General features: G+C 64.9%; 19 protein-coding genes and 1 other RNA gene. 11 read left to right on the top strand and 9 right to left on the bottom strand.

What is annotated here, in order from left to right; genetic code table 11:
- The first annotated feature begins 124 nt into the window (after positions 1-124).
- From HYH07_RS08490 to HYH07_RS08470, 5 genes are all read left to right on the top strand, one after another.
- A complete protein-coding gene (locus tag HYH07_RS08490) occupies positions 125-934 on the top strand; it encodes a DUF1295 domain-containing protein (protein WP_220002082.1) in 810 nt (269 codons plus the stop codon).
- On the top strand, positions 931-1,962 hold the full coding sequence (locus HYH07_RS08485; RefSeq protein ID WP_220002081.1) for a cyclopropane-fatty-acyl-phospholipid synthase family protein: 1,032 nt from the start codon (positions 931-933) through the stop codon (positions 1,960-1,962). Before HYH07_RS08490 ends, HYH07_RS08485 begins: the two co-directional genes overlap by 4 nt.
- Before the next feature lie 447 nt (positions 1,963-2,409).
- On the top strand, positions 2,410-3,603 hold the full coding sequence (locus HYH07_RS08480) for an efflux RND transporter periplasmic adaptor subunit (protein ID WP_220002080.1): 1,194 nt from the start codon (positions 2,410-2,412) through the stop codon (positions 3,601-3,603).
- Positions 3,604-3,769: 166 nt separating this feature from the next.
- Positions 3,770-6,922, top strand: coding sequence for a multidrug efflux RND transporter permease subunit (locus HYH07_RS08475; protein ID WP_220002079.1), 3,153 nt, complete (start codon positions 3,770-3,772; stop codon positions 6,920-6,922).
- Positions 6,923-7,138: 216 nt separating this feature from the next.
- Complete coding sequence (locus HYH07_RS08470; protein WP_220002078.1) at positions 7,139-8,257, top strand: AAA family ATPase; 1,119 nt, start codon at positions 7,139-7,141, stop codon at positions 8,255-8,257.
- Positions 8,258-8,350: 93 nt separating this feature from the next.
- Here the strand turns inward: HYH07_RS08470 and HYH07_RS08465 are convergent, their stop codons facing one another.
- Positions 8,351-8,752, bottom strand: a complete 402-nt coding sequence (locus HYH07_RS08465) for a hypothetical protein (protein WP_228749321.1) — start codon at positions 8,750-8,752, stop codon at positions 8,351-8,353.
- A gap of 69 nt (positions 8,753-8,821) precedes the next feature.
- On the opposite strand from HYH07_RS08465, the gene HYH07_RS08460 reads away from it, so the two are divergent.
- Positions 8,822-9,862 (top strand): medium chain dehydrogenase/reductase family protein, encoded by a 1,041-nt coding sequence (locus HYH07_RS08460; RefSeq protein WP_220002077.1) that lies wholly within the window; start codon positions 8,822-8,824, stop codon positions 9,860-9,862.
- A gap of 41 nt (positions 9,863-9,903) precedes the next feature.
- Here HYH07_RS08460 and HYH07_RS08455 read toward each other — a convergent pair whose 3' ends face one another.
- From HYH07_RS08455 to tkt, 8 genes are all read right to left on the bottom strand, one after another.
- Positions 9,904-10,698 carry an inositol monophosphatase family protein gene (locus tag HYH07_RS08455; protein ID WP_220002076.1) on the bottom strand — a complete coding sequence of 265 codons (795 nt, stop codon included), beginning with the start codon at positions 10,696-10,698 and terminating at the stop codon, positions 9,904-9,906.
- 115 nt (positions 10,699-10,813) lie between these two features.
- A complete protein-coding gene (locus HYH07_RS08450) occupies positions 10,814-11,902 on the bottom strand; it encodes a tetratricopeptide repeat protein (protein ID WP_220002075.1) in 1,089 nt (362 codons plus the stop codon).
- 8 nt (positions 11,903-11,910) lie between these two features.
- A complete protein-coding gene (locus HYH07_RS08445) occupies positions 11,911-12,579 on the bottom strand; it encodes a thiamine phosphate synthase (RefSeq protein ID WP_220002074.1) in 669 nt (222 codons plus the stop codon).
- Between the two features lie 3 nt (positions 12,580-12,582).
- Positions 12,583-13,608, bottom strand: a complete 1,026-nt coding sequence (locus HYH07_RS08440; RefSeq protein ID WP_220002073.1) for a class I fructose-bisphosphate aldolase — start codon at positions 13,606-13,608, stop codon at positions 12,583-12,585.
- 184 nt (positions 13,609-13,792) lie between these two features.
- On the bottom strand, positions 13,793-14,860 hold the full coding sequence (gene fba, locus HYH07_RS08435) for a class II fructose-bisphosphate aldolase (protein ID WP_220002072.1): 1,068 nt from the start codon (positions 14,858-14,860) through the stop codon (positions 13,793-13,795).
- A gap of 67 nt (positions 14,861-14,927) precedes the next feature.
- Entirely contained in the window at positions 14,928-16,124 is a 1,197-nt protein-coding gene (locus HYH07_RS08430) for a phosphoglycerate kinase (protein WP_220002071.1), read from the bottom strand.
- 150 nt (positions 16,125-16,274) lie between these two features.
- Entirely contained in the window at positions 16,275-17,282 is a 1,008-nt protein-coding gene (gene gap / locus HYH07_RS08425) for a type I glyceraldehyde-3-phosphate dehydrogenase (protein ID WP_220002070.1), read from the bottom strand.
- A 172-nt stretch (positions 17,283-17,454) separates the two neighbouring features.
- Positions 17,455-19,440 (bottom strand): transketolase, encoded by a 1,986-nt coding sequence (gene tkt, locus HYH07_RS08420; RefSeq protein ID WP_220002069.1) that lies wholly within the window; start codon positions 19,438-19,440, stop codon positions 17,455-17,457.
- Positions 19,441-19,823: 383 nt separating this feature from the next.
- Here tkt and HYH07_RS08415 point away from each other — a divergent pair, with 383 nt between their 5' ends.
- From HYH07_RS08415 to HYH07_RS08395, 5 genes are all read left to right on the top strand, one after another.
- A complete protein-coding gene (locus tag HYH07_RS08415; RefSeq protein ID WP_409363888.1) occupies positions 19,824-20,114 on the top strand; it encodes a DUF4164 domain-containing protein in 291 nt (96 codons plus the stop codon).
- Entirely contained in the window at positions 20,111-20,494 is a 384-nt protein-coding gene (locus HYH07_RS08410) for a cell division protein ZapA (RefSeq protein ID WP_057759298.1), read from the top strand. Before HYH07_RS08415 ends, HYH07_RS08410 begins: the two co-directional genes overlap by 4 nt.
- A gap of 208 nt (positions 20,495-20,702) precedes the next feature.
- Positions 20,703-20,863: non-coding RNA, 6S RNA (gene ssrS, locus HYH07_RS08405), on the top strand.
- Between the two features lie 169 nt (positions 20,864-21,032).
- The gene (locus HYH07_RS08400) at positions 21,033-21,629 is read left to right on the top strand and encodes a 5-formyltetrahydrofolate cyclo-ligase (protein ID WP_220002067.1); all 597 of its coding nucleotides are present in this window, start codon (positions 21,033-21,035) and stop codon (positions 21,627-21,629) included.
- Complete coding sequence (locus HYH07_RS08395; protein WP_220002066.1) at positions 21,607-22,431, top strand: TIGR00282 family metallophosphoesterase; 825 nt, start codon at positions 21,607-21,609, stop codon at positions 22,429-22,431. Before HYH07_RS08400 ends, HYH07_RS08395 begins: the two co-directional genes overlap by 23 nt.
- Positions 22,432-22,539 lie beyond the last annotated feature (108 nt).

Genomic DNA, 22,539 nt, shown 5'->3' with positions numbered 1-22,539 from the left:
CAAAAAAAGCGCCGGATGTGCGGATTTCGGGAAGGCGCGCGGAACCCAACGCTGAAACCGGGCTTTGATATCCACGTATTTTGCAAAACTTCGGCATTCCACAGGCTTAGGTCGGATTTTTTGCATGGCGATTTTTCTTGGGGGATTGGCTTCCATCGCGCTCTCGCTCGCGGTCCTGATGGCATTCGCCTGGGTTGTGCAGCAGCGCAGCGGCAATTCCGGCTGGGTCGACACGATCTGGACCTTTGCGGTCGGGTTGGTCGGCGCCGTCAGCGCGCTGTGGCCGCTCGCGGGCGACGGGTCCAATATCAGGCAATGGCTGGTCGCCGGCCTCGTCGCAATCTGGTCGCTCCGGCTCGGCACCCATATCGCGATCCGCACCGCCGGCATCACCGACGATCCCCGCTACGCCGCCTTTGCCGCGGAGTGGGGCCTCAATGCCCCCCGGCGGATGTTCATCTTCCTGCAAAACCAGGCGCTGGGCTCGGTGCCCCTGGTATTTTCGATTTTCGTTGCCGCGCATGTCCCCGCGCCAGCCCTGCGCAGTCAGGACGTCCTGGGAGCTGCGATCCTGCTGATCGCCATCGCCGGTGAGGCGCTGGCGGATGCGCAGCTGCGCCGCTTCCGGCACGACCCTGCCAACAAGGGCAAGGTCTGCGCGACAGGGCTGTGGCGCTGGTCGCGTCACCCCAACTATTTCTTCGAATGGTTCGGCTGGCTCGCCTATCCCGTGATCGGCCTTGCGGCCGGCTACCCCTGGGGCTGGGCCAGCCTGCTCGCGCCTGTGTTCATGTACTGGATCCTGGTCCACGTCACCGGCATCCCGCCTCTGGAAGCGCAGATGCTGCGATCGCGCGGCGAGCACTACCGCGCCTATCAATCCCAAACCAGCATGTTCTTTCCGTTGCCACCGCGAGAGGGAATGGCCGCATGAGCGTCATGTCCACGATCATCGGGACTGCCGAACGCGTGCCGCTGCCGGATCTCGTGGTTCGCGCCGCCATCCAGCGCCTGTGCTCGCGCACCGCAACGCGCCTCGCCGCGCACACGGCCGCCGACGATGCCGCCTTCGCCGGAAAGATGATGCTGCGGCCGATCGCCGAGCATACGGACGCCGCCAACACCCAGCATTACGAAGTGCCGCAAAGCTTCTTCACGCAGGTGCTGGGCCCGAACCGCAAATACTCCTCCTGCTTCTACAAGACGGATGCGACCACGCTCCAGGAGGCGGAGGAAGAGGCGCTGCGCCAGACCGTCGCGCATGCCGGCCTCGCCGACGGCCAGACCATCCTCGAGCTCGGCTGCGGCTGGGGCGCGCTGTCGCTGTGGATTGCGCGGCAGTTTCCGCATGCCAAGGTGACCGCGGTGTCGAACTCGCAAGGCCAGCGCGCCTATATCGAGGACGTCGCGCAGAGCCGCGGCCTTTTGAACCTGCGCGTGGTCACGGCAGACATGAACGTGTTCGCGCCGGAGGGCCAGTTCGACCGCATCGTCTCGGTCGAGATGTTCGAGCACATGATGAACTGGCGCAAGCTGATGACGCGCGTGCGCTCATGGCTCGCCCCCGATGGGTGCTTCTTCATGCACATCTTCACCCATCGCGCCGGCTCCTATGTATTCGACCGCGCCAATCGCGAGGACTGGATCGCGCAGCATTTCTTCACCGGCGGCGTGATGCCGAGCCATCAGCTCGTCAGGCAATATGCCGACATCTTCCAGATCGAGAAGGAATGGCGCTGGAGCGGCACCCATTATCAGCGCACAGCGATGGACTGGCTCGCCAATTTCGACGCGCATCGCGACACGATCGAAGCCGTCTTGCGCAACGTCTACGGCGACGAGACGAGCTTGTGGATGCGCCGCTGGCGCTGGTTCTTCCTCGCCACCGCAGGCCTGTTCGGCTATGCCGACGGCACGGAATGGGGTATCAGCCACTACCGGATGAAGGCGGCGGACAGCTAAACCTAAGCAGCTTCACGCCGCGGGCACGCTCAACCAAACCGTCACCCCCGCGCAATGGCGAAGCCATTGTCGCTGGAGGCGGCCGCTCCTTCAGCGGCCCTCGAAGGGCGACGGCCCGGCTGCATCTCGGCCGTTCATCCTTCTCCCCATGCGACGCTTTGCGCCGCATGGCTCGCACCTCAGGATGACGGTTCAAAAATTCTAGGGACCGCTGATCAATTGCGATGTTCTGTCGCAGCGCGCGAGCGGTGGAACCAGACTCACAATCCGGTGAGTCCCAGAAATCAACCTGAACTCAGCGGGATAGCGGATGTGACATTGAGCCGCCCGCGCCATGCGTTGCGTCGCAACACGCGCATTCTATTTTGACCGCAGCAGCCGCGCAGGATTGCCAAGAACGGGCGTTGCGCGGGGCGTAGTTTCAACAATCTTGGGGCACCCCATTTCATGTCAGGACTTCGAGCGCGATCGGCATGCGTTGCAATCATGCTCGCGGCCCTTGCGCCGCTGCTTGCTGCTTGCGATGAATCCTCCTCCGCCGTCTCCGCTGCGCAAGCCACCGAACCCGACGTCAGCATCGTCATGGTTAAACCACAACCGCGCGCCGTGGTGCGCGAGCTGCCGGGGCGGATCTCGCCGACGCGCGTCGCGGAAGTGCGTCCTCGCGTGTCGGGCATCGTGGTCGAGCGGCTGTTCCGCCAGGGCAGCGAGGTGAAGGCGGGCGATCCGCTTTATCGCATCGATCCGCGTCCGTTCGAGGTCGAGGTCATGGCCAATGAGGCCGCGCTTGCCAAGGCCGAAGCCGCGTTGATGCAGGCGCAGCAGCAGGCGCGCCGCATCGCGACGCTGACCAGCCAGCGTGCAGCCCCCGAAGCCGAGAACGAAAAGACCATCGCCGCCGAGCGTCAGGCCCAGGCCGAAGTCGAGGGCCGCAAGGCCGATCTCGCGCGGGCAAAACTCAATCTCGACTATGCGACCGTGCGCGCACCGATCGACGGCGTCGTCGGCGCCGCCCTCGTCAGCGAAGGGGCGCTCGTCGTGCAGAACGAGACCAATCTTGCCACCGTGCAGCAGCTCGATCCTATTTATGCCGACTTCACCCAGTCGGTGACCGAGCTCAATCAGCTGCGCCGCGCCTTCGAGAACGGCGACCTCGATCGCATCGAATCCGATGCCGTCAAGGTGCGCCTCGTGCTCGACGACATCTCCGTCTATGGGCTCGACGGCAAGCTGCTGTTCTCCGAGGCCAAGGTCGACGCCCATACCGGGCAGGTGACCTTGCGCGGCGAATTCCCCAATCCCAAGCGCGAGCTGCTGCCGGGCATGTATGTCCGCGTTCGCATCGACCAGGGCCTGGACTCCGATGCGATCGCGGTGCCGCAGCAGGCGGTCCAGCGCAATGGCGGCGGCGGCAGCGAGGTGTTCGTCGTCAAGGACGACAACCGCATCGCGGTGCAGCCTGTTCGCACCGGCTCGGTGCAGGACGGCGTCTGGTTCGTCACCGACGGCCTCAAGCCCGGTGACAAGGTCGTGGTCGAAGGCTTCCAGAAATTCGCGGCCGGCGACAAGGTCAAGCCGCAGTCCTGGTCCGAGGCCGAGGCGAGCGCAGACAACAGGCACGCGCTCAAGCTCACTCGGTAACTCCGGAGCGCCGCGCGGGTCGTCGACCCTCATCCTGAGGAGCCCGCTGAAAGCGGGCGTCTCGAAGGATGGCCGCGGGAGAGAGCCGCGGCCTTCATGGTTCGAGACGCGCGTTCCGCGCTCCTCACCATGAGGGGCTAACACAACAACAAGGGTAAAGCGGCAAATGCCGAGCTTCTTCATCGACAGGCCGATCTTCGCCTGGGTGGTCGCGTTGTTCATCTGTCTGATCGGCGCGATCTCGATCCCGCTGTTGCCGATCGCGCAATATCCCATCATCGCGCCGCCCTCGATCTCGATCTCGACGAGCTATCCCGGCGCTTCGCCGGAAAACCTCTACAACAGCGTCACGCGCCTGATCGAGGAGGAGCTCAACGGCGCCTCCGGCATCCTCAATTTCGAATCGACCAGCGACTCGCTCGGCCAGGTCGAGATCACGGCCAATTTCCAGCCGGGCACCGACACCAGCGCGGCCTCGGTCGAGGTGCAGAACCGCATCAAGCGGGTCGAGGCGCGCCTGCCGCGCGCGGTGATCCAGCAGGGCATCCTGATCGAGGAAGCCTCCAGCGCGGTGCTGCAGATCATCACGCTGAACTCGACCGACGGCAGCCTGGATGAAGTCGGGCTCGGCGACTTCATGATCCGCAACGTGCTCGGTGAAATCAGGCGTATCCCCGGCGTCGGCCGCGCCACGCTCTATTCGACCGAGCGCAGCCTTCGCGTCTGGGTCGATCCCGCCAAGCTCGTCGGTTATGGCCTGACCGCCGACGATGTCAACAAGGCGATATCAGCACAGAACGCGCAGGTCGCCTCTGGCAGCATCGGCGCCGAGCCGTCGACCGCGACCCAGCGCACCTCCGCGCTGGTGCTGGTCAAGGGGCAGCTGTCCTCGCCTGACGAGTTCGGCGCCATCATCCTGCGCGCCAATGCCGACGGCTCGACCGTGCGGCTGCGCGACGTCGCGCGCATCGAGGTCGGCGGCCTCAGCTACCAGTTCAACACCCGCCTCAACGGCAAGCCGACCGCCGGTCTCTCCGTGTTGATGTCGCCGACCGGCAATGCGCTGGCGACCGCGAGCGCGGTCGAAGCGAAGATGAAGGAGCTGTCGCGTTTCTTCCCGGCCAACATCTCCTATGAAATCCCCTACAACATCACGCCGGTGGTCGAGGCCTCGATCAAGAAGGTGCTGTCGACGCTGCTCGAGGCCGTGGTGCTGGTCTTCGTGGTGATGTTCTTATTTCTGCAAAACATCCGCTATACCATCATCCCCACCATCGTTGTGCCGGTGGCGCTGTTAGGGGCCTGCACCACGCTGCTGCTCGCCGGCTATTCGATCAACATGCTCAGCATGTTCGGCATGGTGCTCGCGGTCGGCATCCTCGTCGACGACGCCATCGTCGTGGTCGAGAACGTCGAGCGTATCATGGCCGAGGAAGGCCTGTCGCCGAAGGAGGCCACGCGCAAGGCGATGTCGCAGATCACGGGCGCGATCATCGGCATCACCCTGGTGCTGATGGCGGTGTTCGTGCCGATGGCGTTCTTCCCCGGCTCGGTCGGCATCATCTACCGCCAGTTCTCGGTGACGATGGTCGCAGCCATCGGCTTCTCCGCCTTCCTCGCGCTGTCATTGACGCCGGCGCTGTGCGCGACCTTGCTCAAGCCCGTCGCCGCCGGCCACGGCCACGCGAAAAAGGGCGTGTTCGGCTGGTTCAATCGCATGCTCGAAGGCAGCAAGGAGGGTTATTCCCGCACCGTCGGCTTCTCGCTCAAGCGCACCGGCCGCCTGATGCTGGTCTATGCTGCATTGCTGGCCGGCCTGTCCTGGGCTTTCGTCAGCCTGCCCGGCGGCTTCCTGCCCATCGACGACCAGGGCTTTGTCACCACCGACGTGCAGACGCCGTCGGATTCGTCCTATGGCCGCACCGAGGCCGTGATCGAGAAGGTGGAAAAATATCTGGCGCAGCGGCCGGGCGTGGACAACGTCACCTTCCTCACCGGATTCAGCTTCTCCGGCCAGGGCATGAACACCGCGCAGGCCTTCATCACCTTGAAGGATTGGTCGGAGCGCGGGCCGAAGGATTCCGCGGCGGCTGTTGTCAACGACATCAATCGCGATCTCGGAGCATCGATCCGCGACGCAAAGATCTCGGCGCTGCAGCCACCGCCGATCGACAATCTCGGCAATTCCTCCGGCTTCTCGTTCCGTCTGCAGGACCGCGGCCAGAAGGGCTATCCCGCCCTGATGCGCGCCGCCGACCAGCTGATCGCGGAGGCCAATGCCAGCCCGGTGCTGCAGAAGGTCTATGTCGAGGGCCTGCCGGAAGCAGGCGTGGTCAATCTCGTCATCGACCGCGAGAAGGCCGGCGCGTTCGGGGTCACTTTCGAGGATATCAACAACACGATCTCGACCAATCTCGGCTCGAACTACATCAACGACTTCCCGAATCGCGGCCGCATGCAGCGCGTCGTGGTGCAGGCCGACGCCCGCGACCGCATGAAGACCGAGGATATCCTCAATTACAACGTCAAGAACAGCGGCGGCCAGCTGGTGCCGTTCTCCTCCTTCGCGACAGTCGAATGGTCGCGCGGACCGACCCAGATCGCCGGCTTCAACTATTATCCGGCGGTGCGCATCTCGGGTGAGGCCAAACCCGGCTTCACCTCGGGCGATGCCATCGCCGAGATGGAGAAGCTCGCCGGCAGGCTGCCGCGCGGCTTCGGCTATGAATGGACCGGCCAGTCGCTGCAGGAAAAACTGTCGGGCTCGCAGGCGCCGTTCCTGCTGGCGCTGTCGGTCTTCGTGGTGTTCCTGTGTCTGGCCGCGCTTTACGAAAGCTGGACCATCCCGCTCGCGGTGCTGCTCACCGTGCCGCTCGGCATCGTCGGCGCCGTGGCCGCGGCGATGCTGCGCGGACTGCCGAACGACGTCTATTTCACCGTCGGTCTGATCACCATCATTGGCCTTGCCGCCAAGGACGCGATCCTGATCATCGAGTTCGCCAAGGATCTGCGCAAAGAAGGCAAGCCACTGATGGAGGCGACGATCGAGGCCTGCCGCCTGCGCTTCCGCCCGATCCTGATGACGGGCCTCGCCTTCATCTGCGGCGTGCTGCCGATGGCCATCGCCCACGGCGCCGGCGGCGCCAGCCAGCAGGCGCTCGGCAGCGTCGTGATGGGCGGCATGATCGCGGTTGTGATCCTGGCGTTGCTGATGGTGCCTGTGTTCTTCGTCTCCGTGCAGCGCGCGCTGGCGGGGGACAGGGAGAAGGTGGAGAGGAAGGCCGAGACGTATAGACCGCCGGCGCCGGTGAAGCCGTAACGCACACTGTCATTCCGGGGCGCGCGCAGCGCGAGCCCGGAATCCATCGGGCCGCGAGCACAGCCGATCAATGGATTCCGGGCTCGCGCCAAGAGGCGCGCCCCGGAATGACGAGCGGAGCTTGCCTTGGCGCGATCGTCGATCCAGACTGCATCTCTGGATTGAAAGCACGTGCAATTCGCGTCGCGAATGCTACCCGCCTGTTGAGAGCACCTGATGCGTCCGACCGACATTGCGATTTCGAACTATCGCTCCATCAGGCGGCTCTCCCTCCCAATCCACCCCCTGTCCGTGTTCGTTGGCGAGAACGGCGTCGGCAAATCCAATCTCTACAAGTCCCTGTCGCTGTTGCGCGACGCGGCGACCGGGCGGATCACGCGCACGATCGCCGAGGAGGGCGGACTGAATTCGGTCTGCTGGTCAGGCATCCGCAAACGCGGCGAAGATGGGCGATTGCGGTTGTCGGCCAGATTCGATCGCCTGAAATATTCCATCGAAATCGGATTCCCCAGCCCGGTCGCGGCGGCGTTTGCCGGCGAGCCAATGATCAAGGAAGAGAGCATCGAGGCGACGCAGGGCAAGCGAACGGTTCGACTGATGGAGCGGAAGAATTCGCTCGTCAGCATCCGCGGCGGCAGCGGCGCATGGACCAGCCACAAGGACGCGGTGCTGCCGTCCGAGCCCGCGCTTGCGGGCTTTTTCGACGGCAAGGAATGCCCTGAGATCGATCTGATCAGGAATGCAATGCTGGGCTGGCGCTTCTATCACGACTTTCGCACCGATCCGGCGTCACCGATCCGAAAGCCGTGCCTGGCGATCACGACGCCCTCGCTCAGTGCCGATGGCAGCGATCTGGCTGCGGCCCTGGCGACGCTCTATACGATCAGGGGAGATGCCGCCGACCTGCAGGACGCAATCCAGGATGCCTTCCCGGGCGCCGAGCTCCGCGCATGGGAAGAAGGCGGCCTGTGTGAATTCGATCTGCAATTGGAGGATATGCCGCGGCCGTTCAGGGCGCATGAACTATCCGACGGGACGCTGAAATACATCTGCCTGCTCGCGGTGTTCATGGGCTATCGGCTGCCGCCGTTCATCGCCCTGAACGAACCCGAGACCAGCCTGCATCCGTCGCTGCTGGCGCCATTGGCCCGTCTGATCGTCAAGGCATCGAGCCGCGCCGACATCTGGATTGTCACCCATTCGGAGCAGTTGATGGACGCCTTGCGAAGCGAGAGCTCAGTCCCGGTTCGCCGCGTGACCAAGTCGAAGGGCGCCACAATGATCGAGGGCCTCACCCTCGGCGGCGAGTTTCGTGACGATGAAGACGACGATTAGGTAGCCACTCACAATCGTCCACGATATCCGCTTTGATCGCGTAGCAAGAGACCGCCCGAAGGCGGTCTCGCATTCGGGACGGAAGGCGTTCCGTCAAAGATCGACCTGGATGGAAATGTTCGAACGTACCCAATCCGACTGTCCAGCCTTCAGCCGCTTGGCTTGAAATTCTGCGAACGCTGGATCGGCACCTAGTGAGGCCAGGGCGCGCCCATAGGATTCGACACTGTCGAAACGAGCGACGAAGGCGTAGTTCCCGACCTCGCCGCCGATCACTGACCAATAGCTGACATCGGCTCCGTGTTTTCTCCAAAGTGCCGCGCCGTCTTTTGCCAGCTGTAAGATGGTCGCAAGATCACTACCGGGTCTTGGATGCGAAACGAACTGCATAGCAACTGCAGGCATTTTCTCCTCCAATGAAAAAAGGTGCCGCCAAACGGTTTTTGGCTGGAGGAGAATTCCAAAGAGTGCAGCCTGAAGATTGATCTGGATCAATTCTATTTCTCCGGCTTGGCGGCAGTCTGCCCGCCCTCGCTGAATGACGGCATTGCATGGAGACCGCCCATGATGGAGCAGCGCAATCGCGTTGTTCAGGTCAGCCGCTTCGGTGATCCCGAGAGACTGGAGGTCGTCGACGCTCACCTGCCGATCGCCGGCCCGGGCGAGCTGCGTGTTCGCGTACTCGCCTCGAGCCTCAACTACACCGAGGTGTTGATCAGGCGTCACCTCTATCCGCAAACGATGCGCCTCCGGCCGCCCTTCGTGATGGGCTACGACGTGGTGGGGGCAATCGATCAACTCGGCGAAGGCGTGCATGACTTTCAGATTGGCGACCGCGTGGCCGACATGACAGTGGTCGGGTCAAATGCCGAGTATCGCACGCTTCGGGCGAGGGACGTGGCCCGCGTGCCGGCGGGCGTGGACGCGGCTGAAGCGGCCGCGCTGATCTTAAGCTGGACGACTGCGCATCAGCTTCTGCACCGCGCGGCCAGGGTCCAGCGAGGTCAACGTGTGCTCGTGCACGGGGCCGCCGGCGCAGTCGGCCAGGCGCTGATCGTGCTCGGAAGATTGGCCGGCCTCGAGCTGTGGGGCACTGTACGCGGCGAGCACATGGCGCTTGTCAGAGAGCTGGGGGCGACGCCGATCGACTACCAGCATGAGGACTTCACGCGGATCGTGCCGGGCGGGTTCGATGTCATCATCGACGGCGTTGGCGAAGACGGCTATCGTCGCTCATACGCGGCGCTGAAGCCAGGTGGCCTGCTCTGTGCCATCGGTTTCTCGGCGAGCGTGCAGGCACAGCGTCGAATGATTCCTATCTTGTTGGAGATCGCGCGCCTTTATCTGTGGAGATTGTTGCCCGGCGGCAAGCGAGCGCGTTTTTACTCGGTCAACGCCATGCGGGCGCGACATCCCGACTGGTTCAAGGATGACCTGGAGCAACTGTTCGGGCTTCTGGCAACGGGCGCAATCCGGCCGCGCATCGCCGGGCGTATCCCTTTTGAGGAGGTCGTCGATGCTCACCGTCGCCTCGAGGCCGGCGGTCTTGAGGGCAAGCTCGTGCTTTGTCCGGATCTGTCGCGGCCCAGCCAACGCGCCGCCTGACGCAGCGCGCTGGGCGGTCACGGCGGATCGCCTCGACGTGCCTACTGCCCGAGCCGCTTCAAGATCTTCACCAGCTCCCCGTGCACGTGCTCATTCCCGCACACGACATCGCCGGTGACCAGCGCATCGCCAGAGGTGTTGATGTCGCTCACCGTGCCGCCGGCCTCGCGCACCATCAGCATACCGGCGGCGATATCCCAGGATTGCAGATTGCGTTCCCAATAGCCGTCGAGGCGGCCGGCGGCGACGAAGGCGAGGTCGAGGGAGGCGGCGCCGAAGCGGCGGAGGCCGGCGACGCGGTCCTGGATTGCGGTCATCTCGCGGCGGAATTCCTCGTGGTCGCCGCGGCCGATATGGGGCAGGCCGCAGGCCACCACGCATTCGCTGAGCTGGCGGCGCCCGGCGACGCGCAGGCGCTGGTCGTTGAGGAAGGCACCCTTGCCGCGCTCGGCGATGTAGAGCTCGTCATTGGCGGGGTTGTAGATCACGCCGGCGATGACCGTGCCCTCGCGCACGAGGCCGATCGAGATCGCGAATTGCGGGATGCCGTGCAGGAAGTTGGTGGTGCCGTCCAAGGGATCGACGACCCAGGTGTGGCTCTTGTCGGTGCCCTCGCGCATTCCGCCCTCTTCGCCGATGAAGCCGTAGCCGGGCCGCGCCTTGGCGAGGTCCTGGTAGAGGATCTCCTCTGCGCGCTTGTCGGCGAGCGAGACGAAATTGGCCGGCCCCTTCAGCGAAACCTGCAGATGCTCGATCTCGCCGAGATCGCGCTTGAGGCTGCGGCCGGCGCGGCGCGCGGCTTTGACCATGACGTTGATAGTGGCGGAATACAGCATGAGATCAGTCTTTGACGGGGGAGGGGCGCGGAAGGCGCCATTTGAGGGGATTGGGTGCCCCGCGAGGGGCCAAAGGTCAAGTCATTCGGGTCCTTTGCAGCTCACTTGCGTCAGGTCATTTGTTCCCGAGCCATTTCTTGGCGGCGGCCTCTGCCCTGGCGCGGTCATCGGCCGGCAGATCGGCCAGCTGCTTATCGAGCTCCGGATCGCCCTTGCCTGATGTTTTGGCCACCAGGTGCCATTTGAACCCCTCGACCTTGTCCACGGGCGCGCCCATGCCGTTGATGAGAACCCAGGCCAGGCGGTTCTGCGCGATCGCACTGCCCTGGCGGGCGGCCTTGCGCAGCAAGGCCACGGCCGCGGGCTGGTTCTTCGGCGTGCCGGTGCCGTTGAACATGGCGATGGCGTATTCGACCTCGGCATCGACATTGTCGGCGAGCGAGGCCGCCTGGAGCAGCCGCACCGCGCGTTCGGGGTCCTTCGGCACCCCGGTGCCTTCCTTGTAGAAGGTGGCGAGCGCGTATTGCGCCTCGGGCAGGCCGGCATCGGCCGCCTGGCGCAGCAGCTCGGCGGAGCGCTTGACGTCCTGCGGCAGGGTCTGGCCGTCGAGATAAAGCAGCGCGAGATTATAGGCCGCCTTGGGCTCGCCGAGCTTGGCGGCGGAGGCCATCAGCTTGACCGCCTCGCCCTTGTCCACGGGGCCGCCGCGGCCGGCCATCCGCAGCATCGCCAGCGCGAACATCGCCTCGCGATCGCCGGCATCGGCGGCGCGCTTGTACCACTCGACCGCCTTGGCGTAGTCGCGCCGGATGCCCATGGCGTTGGAATAGAGCTCGCCCAGCATGGTCATGGCCTTGGCATCGCCGGTCTGGGCGCGCGCGCTGGCGAGGTCGAAGGCGGTCTTGTACTGGCCGCGCTGATAGGCGCCGAACACCAGATCGACGTTGGAATTGTCGGTTGGCGGCGCAGGGATCACGGTCGCCGGCAGCGTGGGGCTCGGCGAGGCTGACGGCTTCGGCGCCGGCTCCTTCTTCTTGGTGATCGTGTGCGGGGTGGCCTTTGGCTTTTCCTTCGCAGGCTCTTTGGCCTTTTGCTTGTCGGTCGCGGGGCTCGGGATTGTCGCCGGCGGCGTGATCTGGAGCTGCGCGAGCGCGGGCGTTGCCAGCAGCAGCGTGGCCACAAGGGTGATGCGCGGGAGCGTCATGTGGCCTGCTAGCCCTGGCCCACGGCAGCCGCCGCGAAGGCCTGCTTGATCGCGGCGTCGGCCTCGATCAGCGCGGCCTTGGGCCCACGTGGATCGGCCCAGATGAAATCGCCGACCAGCACGAAATCGGCGCCGCTGGCGGCAAAGTCGTAAGCCTCTTCGATCGAGGCGGCGAAGCCGACGCAGGGCGGCTCGAACAGCTCGGCCCACCAGTCCAGCCGCTCGGCGATCGCCTGGGCCGAGGGCCGCTGGCCCTTCTTGTCGGGCTCGCCGAACAGCACGTAATCGGCGCCCATCTCGCCCGCATTCATGGATTCGTGGCGCGTCTCGAGCCCGCCGACGCCGGCGATGCGATCGGGCTTGAGCGACGGCATCGCCTCTTCCAGCGCGGCGATATCCGAAAGATGCGCGCCATCGGCGCCGCCGCGCGCGACGATCTCGGGGTGGCCCTCGACCAGCAGGGCCGCGCCGGCGTTCTGCACGACCGGCGCCAGCGCCTTGATCCGCGAGATCATGGTGCGCTGGTCGGTCTCCTTCAGCCGCACCAGCACGGCCGCGACATCGACGGCTGCGAGCAGATCAGGCAATTCGGCAAGGAGCGCGGCGGGATCATCGACCACGGGCGTCGCGAGATAGAGACGCGGCGCCGGGCGCGGCGGAGGCGATTTGTTCGACAAGGTCTAGGCTGCCTTCTTTTCCAGGCTGCTTTGCCATTCGCCCCTGGAGGCGAGGCCGTTCATGCGGGCACGATGACTGAATGCGTTCTGTCCGGCCGTAACATTCTCGGGCCGTCCCGACCAGGCCTTCTGCGGCGCGGCCTGCAGCGCGCGGCCGTAGGAGAAGGTCAGGCCCCAAGGTAACGGACCGAGCTTGTGCATGGCGTTGAGATGCGCGGTCGCCTCCTCGTCGGATTGGCCGCCGGAGAGGAAGGCGATGCCGGGCACCGCCGCGGGCACGCAGGCCTTGAGCAGCCGGATCGTCTTCTCCGCGACCTCCTCGACGGAAGCCTGCTTCGGGCACTTCTTTCCTGATATCGCCATGTTCGGCTTCAGCACCATGCCTTCGAGCGCGACGCGCTGCACGCGCAGTTCCTGGAACGTCTTGTTGAGCACGCGGCTCGTGACCTCATAGCAGCGGTCGATGTCGTGGTCGCCGTCCATCAGCACCTCCGGCTCGACGATCGGCACGATCTGCGCGGCCTGGCACAGCGCGGCGTAGCGCGCCAGTGCATGGGCATTGACGCTGATCGCGGTCATCGAGGGAATGCCACTGCCGATATCGATCACCGCGCGCCATTTGGCAAAGCGCGCCCCGCGCTCGTAATATTTCTTCAGCCGCTCGGCGAGCTTGTCGAGCCCGACGGTGACAAGCTCGCCCGGGCACATCGGTAAGGCTTGCGTGCCCTCGTCGACTTTGATGCCGGGAATGGCGCCGCTCTGTTCGATCAGCTTGATCAGCGGCGTGCCGTCCTTGGCATCCTGCCAGATCGTCTCGTCATAGAGGATCACGCCGGAGATGTACTGGCGCATGGCCTCCTTGGCGCGGAACAGCATTTCGCGATAGTCGCGGCGGTTCGTTTCCGTCGATTCCACGCCGATCGCGTCGAACCGCTTCTTGATGGTGCCGGAGGATTCGTCGGCGGCAAGGATGCCCTTGCCTGGTGCGACCATGGCGGTCGCGATCCTGTTGAGCTCAGTCAGATTCATCGAGAGGTCCTCCCAAAACGATTCTGCCCTTGCCCGTGAAAATAGACCGTTCTCGGGCAATTGCCGAGACAACGTTGGTCGCAGGGGAGGGGGCATCGGTCATTCCGGGGCGCGCCGCTTTGCGGCGCCCCGGAATGACGGGAGAAGGTGCCAGCGGAGGGCCTTACGCCACCCGCGCGATCGCTTACGCGACCTTGGGGTCCAGCTCGCCCTTGGCGTAGCGCCTGGCCATCTCGGCGGTGGTCAGCACCTTCTTGATCTTCGAGGCCTGGCCTGCGGTGTTGAACTCCTGCAGCCGCTGCTTGCACAGCTTGGTCATGGCTTCCATCGCCGGCTTCAGGTATTTGCGCGGATCGAACTCTTCCGGATTGTCCTTCAGCACCTTCCGGATCTGGCCGGTCATGGCCATGCGGTTGTCGGTGTCGATGTTGATCTTGCGCACGCCGTTCTTGATGCCGCGCTGGATCTCGGCCACCGGCACGCCCCAGGTCGGCTTCATCTTGCCGCCATAGGCGTTGATGATGTCCTGCAGGTCCTGCGGCACCGACGAGGAGCCGTGCATGACCAGATGGGTGTTCGGCAGCTTGCGGTGGATCTCCTCGATCACGTTCATGGCGAGGATGTCGCCGTCAGGCTTGCGGGTGAACTTGTAGGCGCCGTGAGAAGTCCCCATCGCGATCGCCAGCGCGTCGACCCTGGTCTCCTGCACGAATTTCACGGCCTCGTCCGGATTGGTCAGCAGTTGATCATGCGACAGCTTGCCTTCGGCGCCGTGGCCGTCTTCCTTGTCGCCCATGCCGGTTTCGAGCGAGCCGAGCACGCCGAGTTCGCCCTCGACCGAGATGCCGCCGAGATGGGCCATGTCGGTCACGGTCTTGGTGACGCCGACATTATAGGCCCAGTCGCCGGGGGTCTTGCCGTCGGCCTTGAGCGAGCCGTCCATCATGACAGAGGTGAAGCCGGCCTGGATCGCGGTCATGCAGGTCGCGGGCTCGTTGCCGTGGTCGAGATGCACGCACACCGGAATGTGCGGATAGATCTCGGTCACCGCGTCCATCATGTGCTTGAGCATGACGTCGTTGGCGTAGGAGCGCGCGCCGCGCGAGGCCTGGATGATGACAGGCGCGTCGACCTGGTTGGCCGCGTCCATGATCGCCAGCGCCTGCTCCATATTGTTGATGTTGAAGGCCGGTACGCCGTAATCGTTCTCAGCCGCATGGTCGAGCAATTGACGCAACGTGATCCGAGCCATCTGTTTTTCTCTCCGTTTGGGCCTGAGGGCCGCTTGTTTCCTGCCGTTTGAATGACCTGCTGCCAGTTTACTTGGTGCGAAGCACTTCGACGCCGGGCAGCGGCTTGCCTTCCATCCATTCAAGAAATGCGCCGCCGGCGGTCGAGACATAGGTGAATTGACCTGCCACATGGGCCTGGTTGAGGGCCGCGACCGTGTCGCCGCCGCCCGCGATCGAGATCAGCTTCTTGGCCTTGGTGCGCTCGGCCGCGTGCTTGGCGGCCGCGACCGTGCCGCGGTCGAACGGCTGCATCTCGAACGCCCCGAGCGGCCCGTTCCACACCAGCGTGGCGGCATCGTCGATCGCGGCCTGGACGCGCACGATCGATTGCGGGCCGACGTCGAGGATCATGCCGTCGGCCGGGATCGCATCGAGGCCGTAGGCATGCGAGGGCGCATTGGCCGCGAAGTGGTAGGCGACGGTGGCGTCGACGGGGAGGATGATCGCGCAATTGGCGGCTTCCGCCTTCTCCATGATCCGCAGCGCCGTGGGCGCAAGCTCCTTCTCGGCCAGCGACTTGCCGATCGCGACGCCCTGGGCATGCAGGAAGGTGTTGGCCATGCCGCCGCCGATGACGAGCGCATCGACCTTGGTCACGAGGTTTTCCAGCAGGTCGATCTTGGTCGAGACCTTGGCGCCGCCGATGATGGCGATGACCGGCTTGGTCGGCGAGCCCAGCGCCTTCTCCAGCGCGTCGAGCTCGGCCTGCATGGTGCGGCCGGCATAGGCCGGCAGCTTGTGGCCGAGACCTTCGGTCGAGGCGTGGGCGCGGTGCGCCGCCGAGAACGCGTCGTTGACCCAGATGTCGCCGAGCTTGGCCAGCTCCGCGACGAAGGCCGGATCGTTCTTTTCTTCCTCTTTGTGGAAGCGGGTGTTTTCCAGGCACAGGATGTCGCCATCCTTCAACGCCGCAACCGCCTTGGCCGCAGGCTCGCCGACGCAGTCGTCAGCGAAGGCGACGGGCCTCTTCAACACGTTCGCCAGCGCTTCCGCGACGGGCCTCAGCGACTCCTTGGGGTCGCGTCCCTTCGGCCGGCCGAAATGCGCGAGCAGGATGACCTTGCCGCCCTTGTCCGCGATTTCATTGATGGTCGGCGCGACGCGCTCGAGCCGGGTCGCGTCGGTGACGCGGCCATTGTCCATGGGCACGTTGAGATCGACGCGCAGCAGCACGCGCTTGCCCTTCACGTCGACGTCGTCGAGGGTGCGGAATTTGTTGGTCATGCTCGGCTCTCTTGTCCCGGGCGCTGCGCAGCGCGAAGCGGTGCGCTGCAGAACCGGGACCCACATCACTGCGAGTCCCGCGGTTAGACGGGTCCCGGCTCTGCGAAGCAGCGTTTCACGCTGCATCGCGTCCGGGACACGAGACCCTGCTTAGAGTACCTTGCTCATCGCAACGGCGGTGTCGGCCATGCGGTTCGAGAAGCCCCACTCGTTGTCGTACCAGGACATCACGCGCACCAGCGTGCCGTTCTGCACCTTGGTCTGGTCCTCATGGAAGGTCGAGGAGTGCGGGTCGTGGTTGAAGTCGATCGAGACGTTCGGCGCATTGGTGTAGCCGAGCACGCCCTTGAGCTGCTGCTCGCTGGCGCGCTTCATCGCCGCGTTGATTTCCTTGGCGTCGGTTGCGCGCTTGGCGACGATCTTGAGGTCGACGACCGAGACGTTCGGGGTCGGAACGCGGATCGCGACGCCGTCGAGCTTGCCCTTCAGCTCGGGCAGCACCAGGCCGATGGCCTTGGCGGCGCCGGTCGAGGTCGGGATCATCGACATCGCCGCCGCGCGGCCGCGATAGAGATCCTTGTGCAGCGTATCCAGCGTCGGCTGGTCGCCGGTATAGGCGTGGATCGTGGTCATGAAGCCGGTCTCGATGCCGACGAGATCGTTCAGCACCTTGGCGACCGGGGCGAGGCAGTTGGTGGTGCAGGAACCGTTGGAGACGACCAGGTGATCCCTGGTCAGCGTCTCGTGGTTGACGCCGAAGACGATGGTGGCGTCGGCGCCGTCGGCGGGCGCGGAGACCAGCACGCGCTTGGCCCCGGCGGTCAGATGCGCGGAGGCCTTGTCCTTCGAGGTGAAGATGCCGGTGCATTCCAGCGCGATGTCGACGCCGAGATCCTTCCAGGGCAGCTTCGAGGGATCACGCTCGGCAGTGACCTTGATCTTGCCGCTGCCAAGGCTGATCGAGTCACCCTCGACGGTCACGGTGCCGGGGAAGCGGCCATGGACGCTGTCATAGCGGAGGAGATGAGCATTGGTTTCGACCGGGCCGAGATCGTTGATGCCGACGACCTCGATGTCCTTGCGGCCGGATTCGGCGATAGCCCGCAGGACGTTGCGGCCGATGCGACCAAAACCGTTAATTCCAACGCGGACTGCCATGTTTCGTCTCCTTATGACCGTTCAGTGACGGCTGTTCAATGACCCCATCGTCCCGCACAACGCGCGCTTTGCGCGCCTGCGAGGGTTTTTTAGAGGCGGACGCCCGGTTCGGCCGGGCGGTGCTTGATCATATGGGACCTTACGTAGTCCTTTTTTTTGGCAAGCTCAACTCTCAGGAAATGCGCTTCAGCACAGCGTTAACCGTGGCCTCGGCGGTAATGCCGAAATGCTTGAAAAGCTCCTTCGCCGGACCGCTTTCGCCGAAGGAATGCATGCCCACGAATTCGCCGTCCTGGCCGATCACGGCATCCCAGCCCCAGCGCACCGCAGCCTCGATCGCGACCTTCACCGGCGCGTTGCCGATGATCGCCGCGCGCTTGGCTTCTGGTTGCGCTAACAACAGCTCGAGCGAGGGCACCGAAACCACCCGTGACGCGATGCCGCGCTCGGCGAGCTGCTTCTGGGCGGCCACCGCGATCTCGACCTCGGAGCCGGAGGCGAACAGCGACACCTTGGCTTCGCCCTGTGCCGGAACCAGTTCGTAGGCGCCCGTCGCGCAAGGGTTGTCGTTCGGCGCGGTGGTGCGGAGCTGCGGCAGGTTCTGGCGGGTCAGCGCCAGCACGGTCGGGCCGTCCACGCGGTTCAGCGCAAGCTCCCAGCACTCGGCGACTTCCATGGCATCGCAGGGACGGAACACGCGCATGTTGGGAATGGCTCTGAGCGCTGCGAGATGCTCGACCGGCTGATGGGTCGGGCCGTCCTCGCCGAGGCCGATGGAATCGTGCGTCATCACGTAGACGACGCCGGCGCCCATCAATGCGGCGAGGCGCATGGCAGGCCGCGCATAGTCGGTGAACACCAGGAAGGTCGCACCGTTCGGCGCGAAGCCGCCATGCAGGAAGATGCCGTTCATCGCAGCCGCCATGCCGTGCTCGCGGATGCCGTAATGGATGAAACGGCCCTTCGGCGTCTTGGCCGAGAACGCGGTCGCCGACTTCGCCTTGTTGTTGTTGGAGCCGGTGAGGTCGGCGGAGCCTGCGAGGAATTCCATCGGCATCGCGCCGGCGATCACTTCGATGACCGCTTCCGACGATTTGCGCGTGGCCGCGACAAGCGGCTTTTCCAGCAGTTCCTTCTTGTAGGCGCGGATAGCTTTGGCGAGCGAAGCCGGGCGCTCATGGCGCAGGCGGCGCTCGAACTCGGCGCGCTTGCGGCTGCCGAGTTCGCCGAGCCGAGCCTCCCACTCCTGACGCGCCGCAGCGCCACGGGAGCCGGCTGCGCGCCAGGCCTTCAGCACGTCATCGGGCACCGAGAACGGCTCGAGCGAGATGCCGAGATTTTCCTTGGCGGCCTTCAGCTCGTCGGCGCCGAGTGCTTCGCCATGCGCCTTGGCGGTGCCGGCCTTGTGCGGCGCGCCGAAGCCGATGGTGGTGCGGCAGGCGATCAGAGTCGGCTTGTTGGATTTTTGCGCGCGGGCGATCGCAGATGCGATCGCGGCCTGGTCATGACCGTCGATCTTCTCGGCGGCCCAGCCCGCGGACTTGAAGCGCTTCACCTGGTCGACCGAATCGGAGATCGAGGTCGGGCCGTCGATCGAGATGCCGTTGTCGTCGTAGAGCACGATCAGCTTGCCGAGCTTCCAGTGGCCGGCCATCGCGATCGCTTCCTGCGACACGCCCTCCATCAGGTCGCCGTCGGAGGCGAGCACATAGGTATGGTGGTCGACGATCTTCTTGCCGAACTCGGCGGCGAGCATCTTCTCGGCCAGCGCCATGCCGACCGCGGTCGAGATGCCCTGGCCGAGCGGACCGGTGGTGGTCTCGATGCCCTTGGTGCGGAAGTTCTCCGGGTGCCCCGGCGTCAGCGAATCGACCTGGCGAAACTGCTTGATCTGGTCCAGCGTCATTTCGGAATTGCCGGTCAAGTACAGCAGCGAGTAGAGCAGCATCGAGCCGTGGCCGGCCGAGAGCACGAAGCGGTCGCGATCCGGCCAGGCCGGAACTGCGGCATCGAATTTCAGGAACTGCGTGAACAGCACCGTGGCGATGTCGGCAGCGCCCATCGGCAGGCCGGGATGGCCCGATTTCGCTTTCTCGACAGCGTCCATCGAGAGGCCGCGGATCGCGTTGGCCATGCGGTTGTGGTCGACCTGCGTCATGTCTGAAATCCGTCTGAAATGAAGCGCTTGGCGGTGGTTCGCCCGCGCGGAAAGGAGCCTTTCGGCCGCTGAAGGTCGGGGCTGGGATAGCATCTCGGTTCCGGGAGGCCAAGGCAATCAAACGCGCCACGGCGCGAAAAGCTGCTTACGGCATGATCCGGAAAAGTGGAGGCTGGTCTTCCGGCCAGATCATGCCCGCAAGAACGGTGCATAGTTTCGCGGCGGCGTTGCGCTTGGCTAGCTTGCCACGTAAATTTCTGCTTCTAACCGCTTGCCGAACCGAGTCTTTTGCCGGACGGCAGGCCCGAGATAAAGGCCACGGGCAAAGCCCACAGGGTTCCGCCGCTGACTGCATGAACGATCGCGTATCCAAAAGCTCTGCCATGACGGAGTCGTCCGCCGTCGAGATCGAGATCGCGACCCGCAGACTCACGGCGGCGCTCGACGCGCTCGAAAGCGCGGTCGAGCGAAGGCGTGATGCCGATCGCGACGAGAACGAGCTTGCGACGCGGATCCAGGCGCTGGGCGCCGACCGCTCACGCCTTGCCGACGAACTCGACGGCGCGCTGGTGAAGGCGCGCAAGCTCGAACGCGTCAATCGCGAGATCTCCGACCGGCTGGATTCCGCGATCGTCACGATACGCTCGGTGCTCGATACCGGAGAGGACGGATGAGCCACATCAACGTCACCATCAACGCAAGGCAATACCGCATGGCCTGCGAGGAGGGCCAGGAGGTGCGGCTGCTCAAGCTCGCCGAAAGCCTGGAGACGCGGATCCAGTCGCTGCGCGGAAAGTTCGGCGAGATCGGCGATGCGCGCCTCACCGTGATGGCGGCGCTGACCGTCTGCGACGAGCTGATCGACGCGGGAAATCGCATCCGCACCATGGAGCAGGAGCTGGTCGAGCTCCGGGATTTCCGCAACGCCGCCGTCGAACGCGCCCGCATGACCCAGACCGCCGTGGTCAACGCCCTGAACGCCGCCGCCGAGCGCATCGAGAAATCGACCCAGGTACTGAACCGCACCGTCGGCAACGGGATTGCGATCGGGTAGTGGCGGCACTCCGCCGTCATTCCGGGGCGCGCCTCTTGGCGCGAGCCCGGAATCCATCCATCCGCAGCGCCTGCAGCCCGACGGATTCCGGGCTCGCGCTACGCGCGCCCCGGAATGACTGTCGGGGAGCGCACTTTTCGGCCTGGCATGCAGCTCGGCATTCTCGAGCGGGCTGGCGATTCGTCAGTATCGTTGTTACATTGCGCAAGCGAGGCTGCGACGTGCGTCAGGAGCCATATATCCCCGGGGCCTTATCGATCCTTTAGGGAACTGTCCCTGGCCGGGCCCGTGGGCCCGGACATATGGTGCCCACCTACTTTCGTAGGGAACTCCGGGATCGAGTGCTTCAACGGCGTCCGCGGCTTCGCACTTGATATCTGCTTGGTTTGTACCTGTTGAACGACTGCGGCCAGTTCAACCGGTGTCATTCCCCGCGAAAGCGGGGAATCCAGTACGCCGCGGCCTTTGTGTGAATCACGACCGCCTCTGGAATACTGGATCACCCGCATTCGCGGGTGATGACCGCGAGCAAGCGCACATGACCAACACAAAATCCGAACTTCGCGCCAAAGCCCTCGCGGCGCGCGACGCGCTCAGCGAGAAGAAGCGCGTTGCCGCCGCCGCCAAGCTCGCCAGGCGTGGGCTGCCGTTCAAGCTGCTGCCGGGCAGCATCGTCTCCGGCTATTCGCCGATCCGCAGCGAGATCGATCCGCTGCCGCTGATGAAGAAGCTCGCTGAGGAGGGCGCCAGGCTGGCGCTGCCTTGCGTCACCGCGCGCGGCCAGTCGCTGATCTTCCGCATCTTCCATCCGAGCGACCGCCTGATGCTCGGCCCGCTCGGCATTCCCGAGCCGTCGCCCGCGGCCGCCGAGGTCATTCCCGATATCATGCTGACGCCGCTCGCAGCGTTCGACCGCCTCGGCCATCGCATCGGCTATGGCGCGGGACATTACGATTTCACCTTCGCACACCTGCGCAAGACCAAGCACATCGTCGGCATCGGGCTTGCGTTTGCAGCGCAGGAGATCAAGGCGGTTCCGGCACTATCCCACGACGTGGCGCTGGATTATGTGCTAACGGAAACCGAATTGTTCGATTTCCGGAGTTCTGAAGTTGCGCATTCTCTTCGTGGGTGATGTCGTCGGCCGCAGCGGGCGTAGCGCCGTCGCCGAATATCTGCCCGGCATGGTCAGGGACTGGTCGCTCGATTTCGTCGTGGTCAACGGCGAGAATTCGGCCGGCGGCTTCGGCATCACGGAGGCGATCTATCAGGAGTTCCTTGACGCCGGTGCCGACGCGGTGACCCTGGGCAATCACTCCTGGGACCAGCGCGAAGCCCTTGTCTTCATCGAGCGCGCCGAGCGCCTGGTGCGGCCCGCGAACTATCCGCGCGGCACGCCCGGCCGCGGCGCCGCTTTGGTCGAGACCAAGAACGGCAAGCATGCCCTCGTCGTCAACGCCTTGGGCCGTGTCTTCATGACCCCGTTCGACGATCCCTTTGCCGCGCTCGAGCGCGAGCTGGGCGCCTGTCCGCTCGGCGTCGCCGCCGATGCCATCGTCGTCGATTTCCATTGCGAGGCTTCAAGCGAGAAGCAGGGCATCGGCTTCTTCTGCGACGGCCGCGCCAGCCTCGTCGTCGGTACCCACACGCATGTGCCGACCGCCGACCACCAGATCCTCTCAGGCGGCACCGCCTACATGACCGATGCCGGCATGACCGGCGACTACGATTCGATCATCGGCATGCAGAAGGAAGAGCCGCTGCGCCGGTTCACGTCGGGGATTCCGTCGGGCCGGTTCGAACCGGCTGCGGGCGTGGCGACGCTCAGCGGTGTGGCCGTGGAGACGGACGATGCGACGGGGCTCGCGCTACGCATCGCACCGGTGCGCGTCGGTGGAAGGCTGGAGCCGGCAACACCGAAATTCTGGTTGAGCTGAAGAACGAAGCTACACTCTCCGAAATCGTAGGGTGGGCAAAGGCGCACTTGCGCCGTGCCCACGATCTCTCTCCATGTTCGCAAAGCGCGTGGGCACGCTTCGCTTTGC

Source organism: Bradyrhizobium sp. BR 10261, assembly GCF_019455395.1.
Classification (GTDB): Bacteria; Pseudomonadota; Alphaproteobacteria; order Rhizobiales; family Xanthobacteraceae; genus Bradyrhizobium; species Bradyrhizobium manausense.
The sequence above is the reverse complement of the archived record's forward strand: the minus strand, read 5'-3'. Positions and strand labels throughout refer to the sequence as shown.

Bases quoted from the DNA above. Each gene is read 5' to 3' on its own strand.
- HYH07_RS08490 (WP_220002082.1), top strand. From the start codon at position 125: ATGGCGATTTTTCTTGGGGGATTGGCTTCCATCGCGCTCTCGCTCGCG.
- HYH07_RS08485 (WP_220002081.1), top strand. From the start codon at position 931: ATGAGCGTCATGTCCACGATCATCGGGACTGCCGAACGCGTGCCGCTG.
- HYH07_RS08480 (WP_220002080.1), top strand. From the start codon at position 2,410: ATGTCAGGACTTCGAGCGCGATCGGCATGCGTTGCAATCATGCTCGCG.
- HYH07_RS08475 (WP_220002079.1), top strand. From the start codon at position 3,770: ATGCCGAGCTTCTTCATCGACAGGCCGATCTTCGCCTGGGTGGTCGCG.
- HYH07_RS08470 (WP_220002078.1), top strand. From the start codon at position 7,139: ATGCGTCCGACCGACATTGCGATTTCGAACTATCGCTCCATCAGGCGG.
- HYH07_RS08460 (WP_220002077.1), top strand. From the start codon at position 8,822: ATGATGGAGCAGCGCAATCGCGTTGTTCAGGTCAGCCGCTTCGGTGAT.
- HYH07_RS08455 (WP_220002076.1), bottom strand. From the start codon at position 10,698: ATGCTGTATTCCGCCACTATCAACGTCATGGTCAAAGCCGCGCGCCGC.
- HYH07_RS08450 (WP_220002075.1), bottom strand. From the start codon at position 11,902: ATGACGCTCCCGCGCATCACCCTTGTGGCCACGCTGCTGCTGGCAACG.
- HYH07_RS08440 (WP_220002073.1), bottom strand. From the start codon at position 13,608: ATGAATCTGACTGAGCTCAACAGGATCGCGACCGCCATGGTCGCACCA.
- fba (WP_220002072.1), bottom strand. From the start codon at position 14,860: ATGGCTCGGATCACGTTGCGTCAATTGCTCGACCATGCGGCTGAGAAC.
- HYH07_RS08430 (WP_220002071.1), bottom strand. From the start codon at position 16,124: ATGACCAACAAATTCCGCACCCTCGACGACGTCGACGTGAAGGGCAAG.
- gap (WP_220002070.1), bottom strand. From the start codon at position 17,282: ATGGCAGTCCGCGTTGGAATTAACGGTTTTGGTCGCATCGGCCGCAAC.
- tkt (WP_220002069.1), bottom strand. From the start codon at position 19,440: ATGACGCAGGTCGACCACAACCGCATGGCCAACGCGATCCGCGGCCTC.
- HYH07_RS08415 (WP_409363888.1), top strand. From the start codon at position 19,824: ATGACGGAGTCGTCCGCCGTCGAGATCGAGATCGCGACCCGCAGACTC.
- HYH07_RS08410 (WP_057759298.1), top strand. From the start codon at position 20,111: ATGAGCCACATCAACGTCACCATCAACGCAAGGCAATACCGCATGGCC.
- HYH07_RS08400 (WP_220002067.1), top strand. From the start codon at position 21,033: ATGACCAACACAAAATCCGAACTTCGCGCCAAAGCCCTCGCGGCGCGC.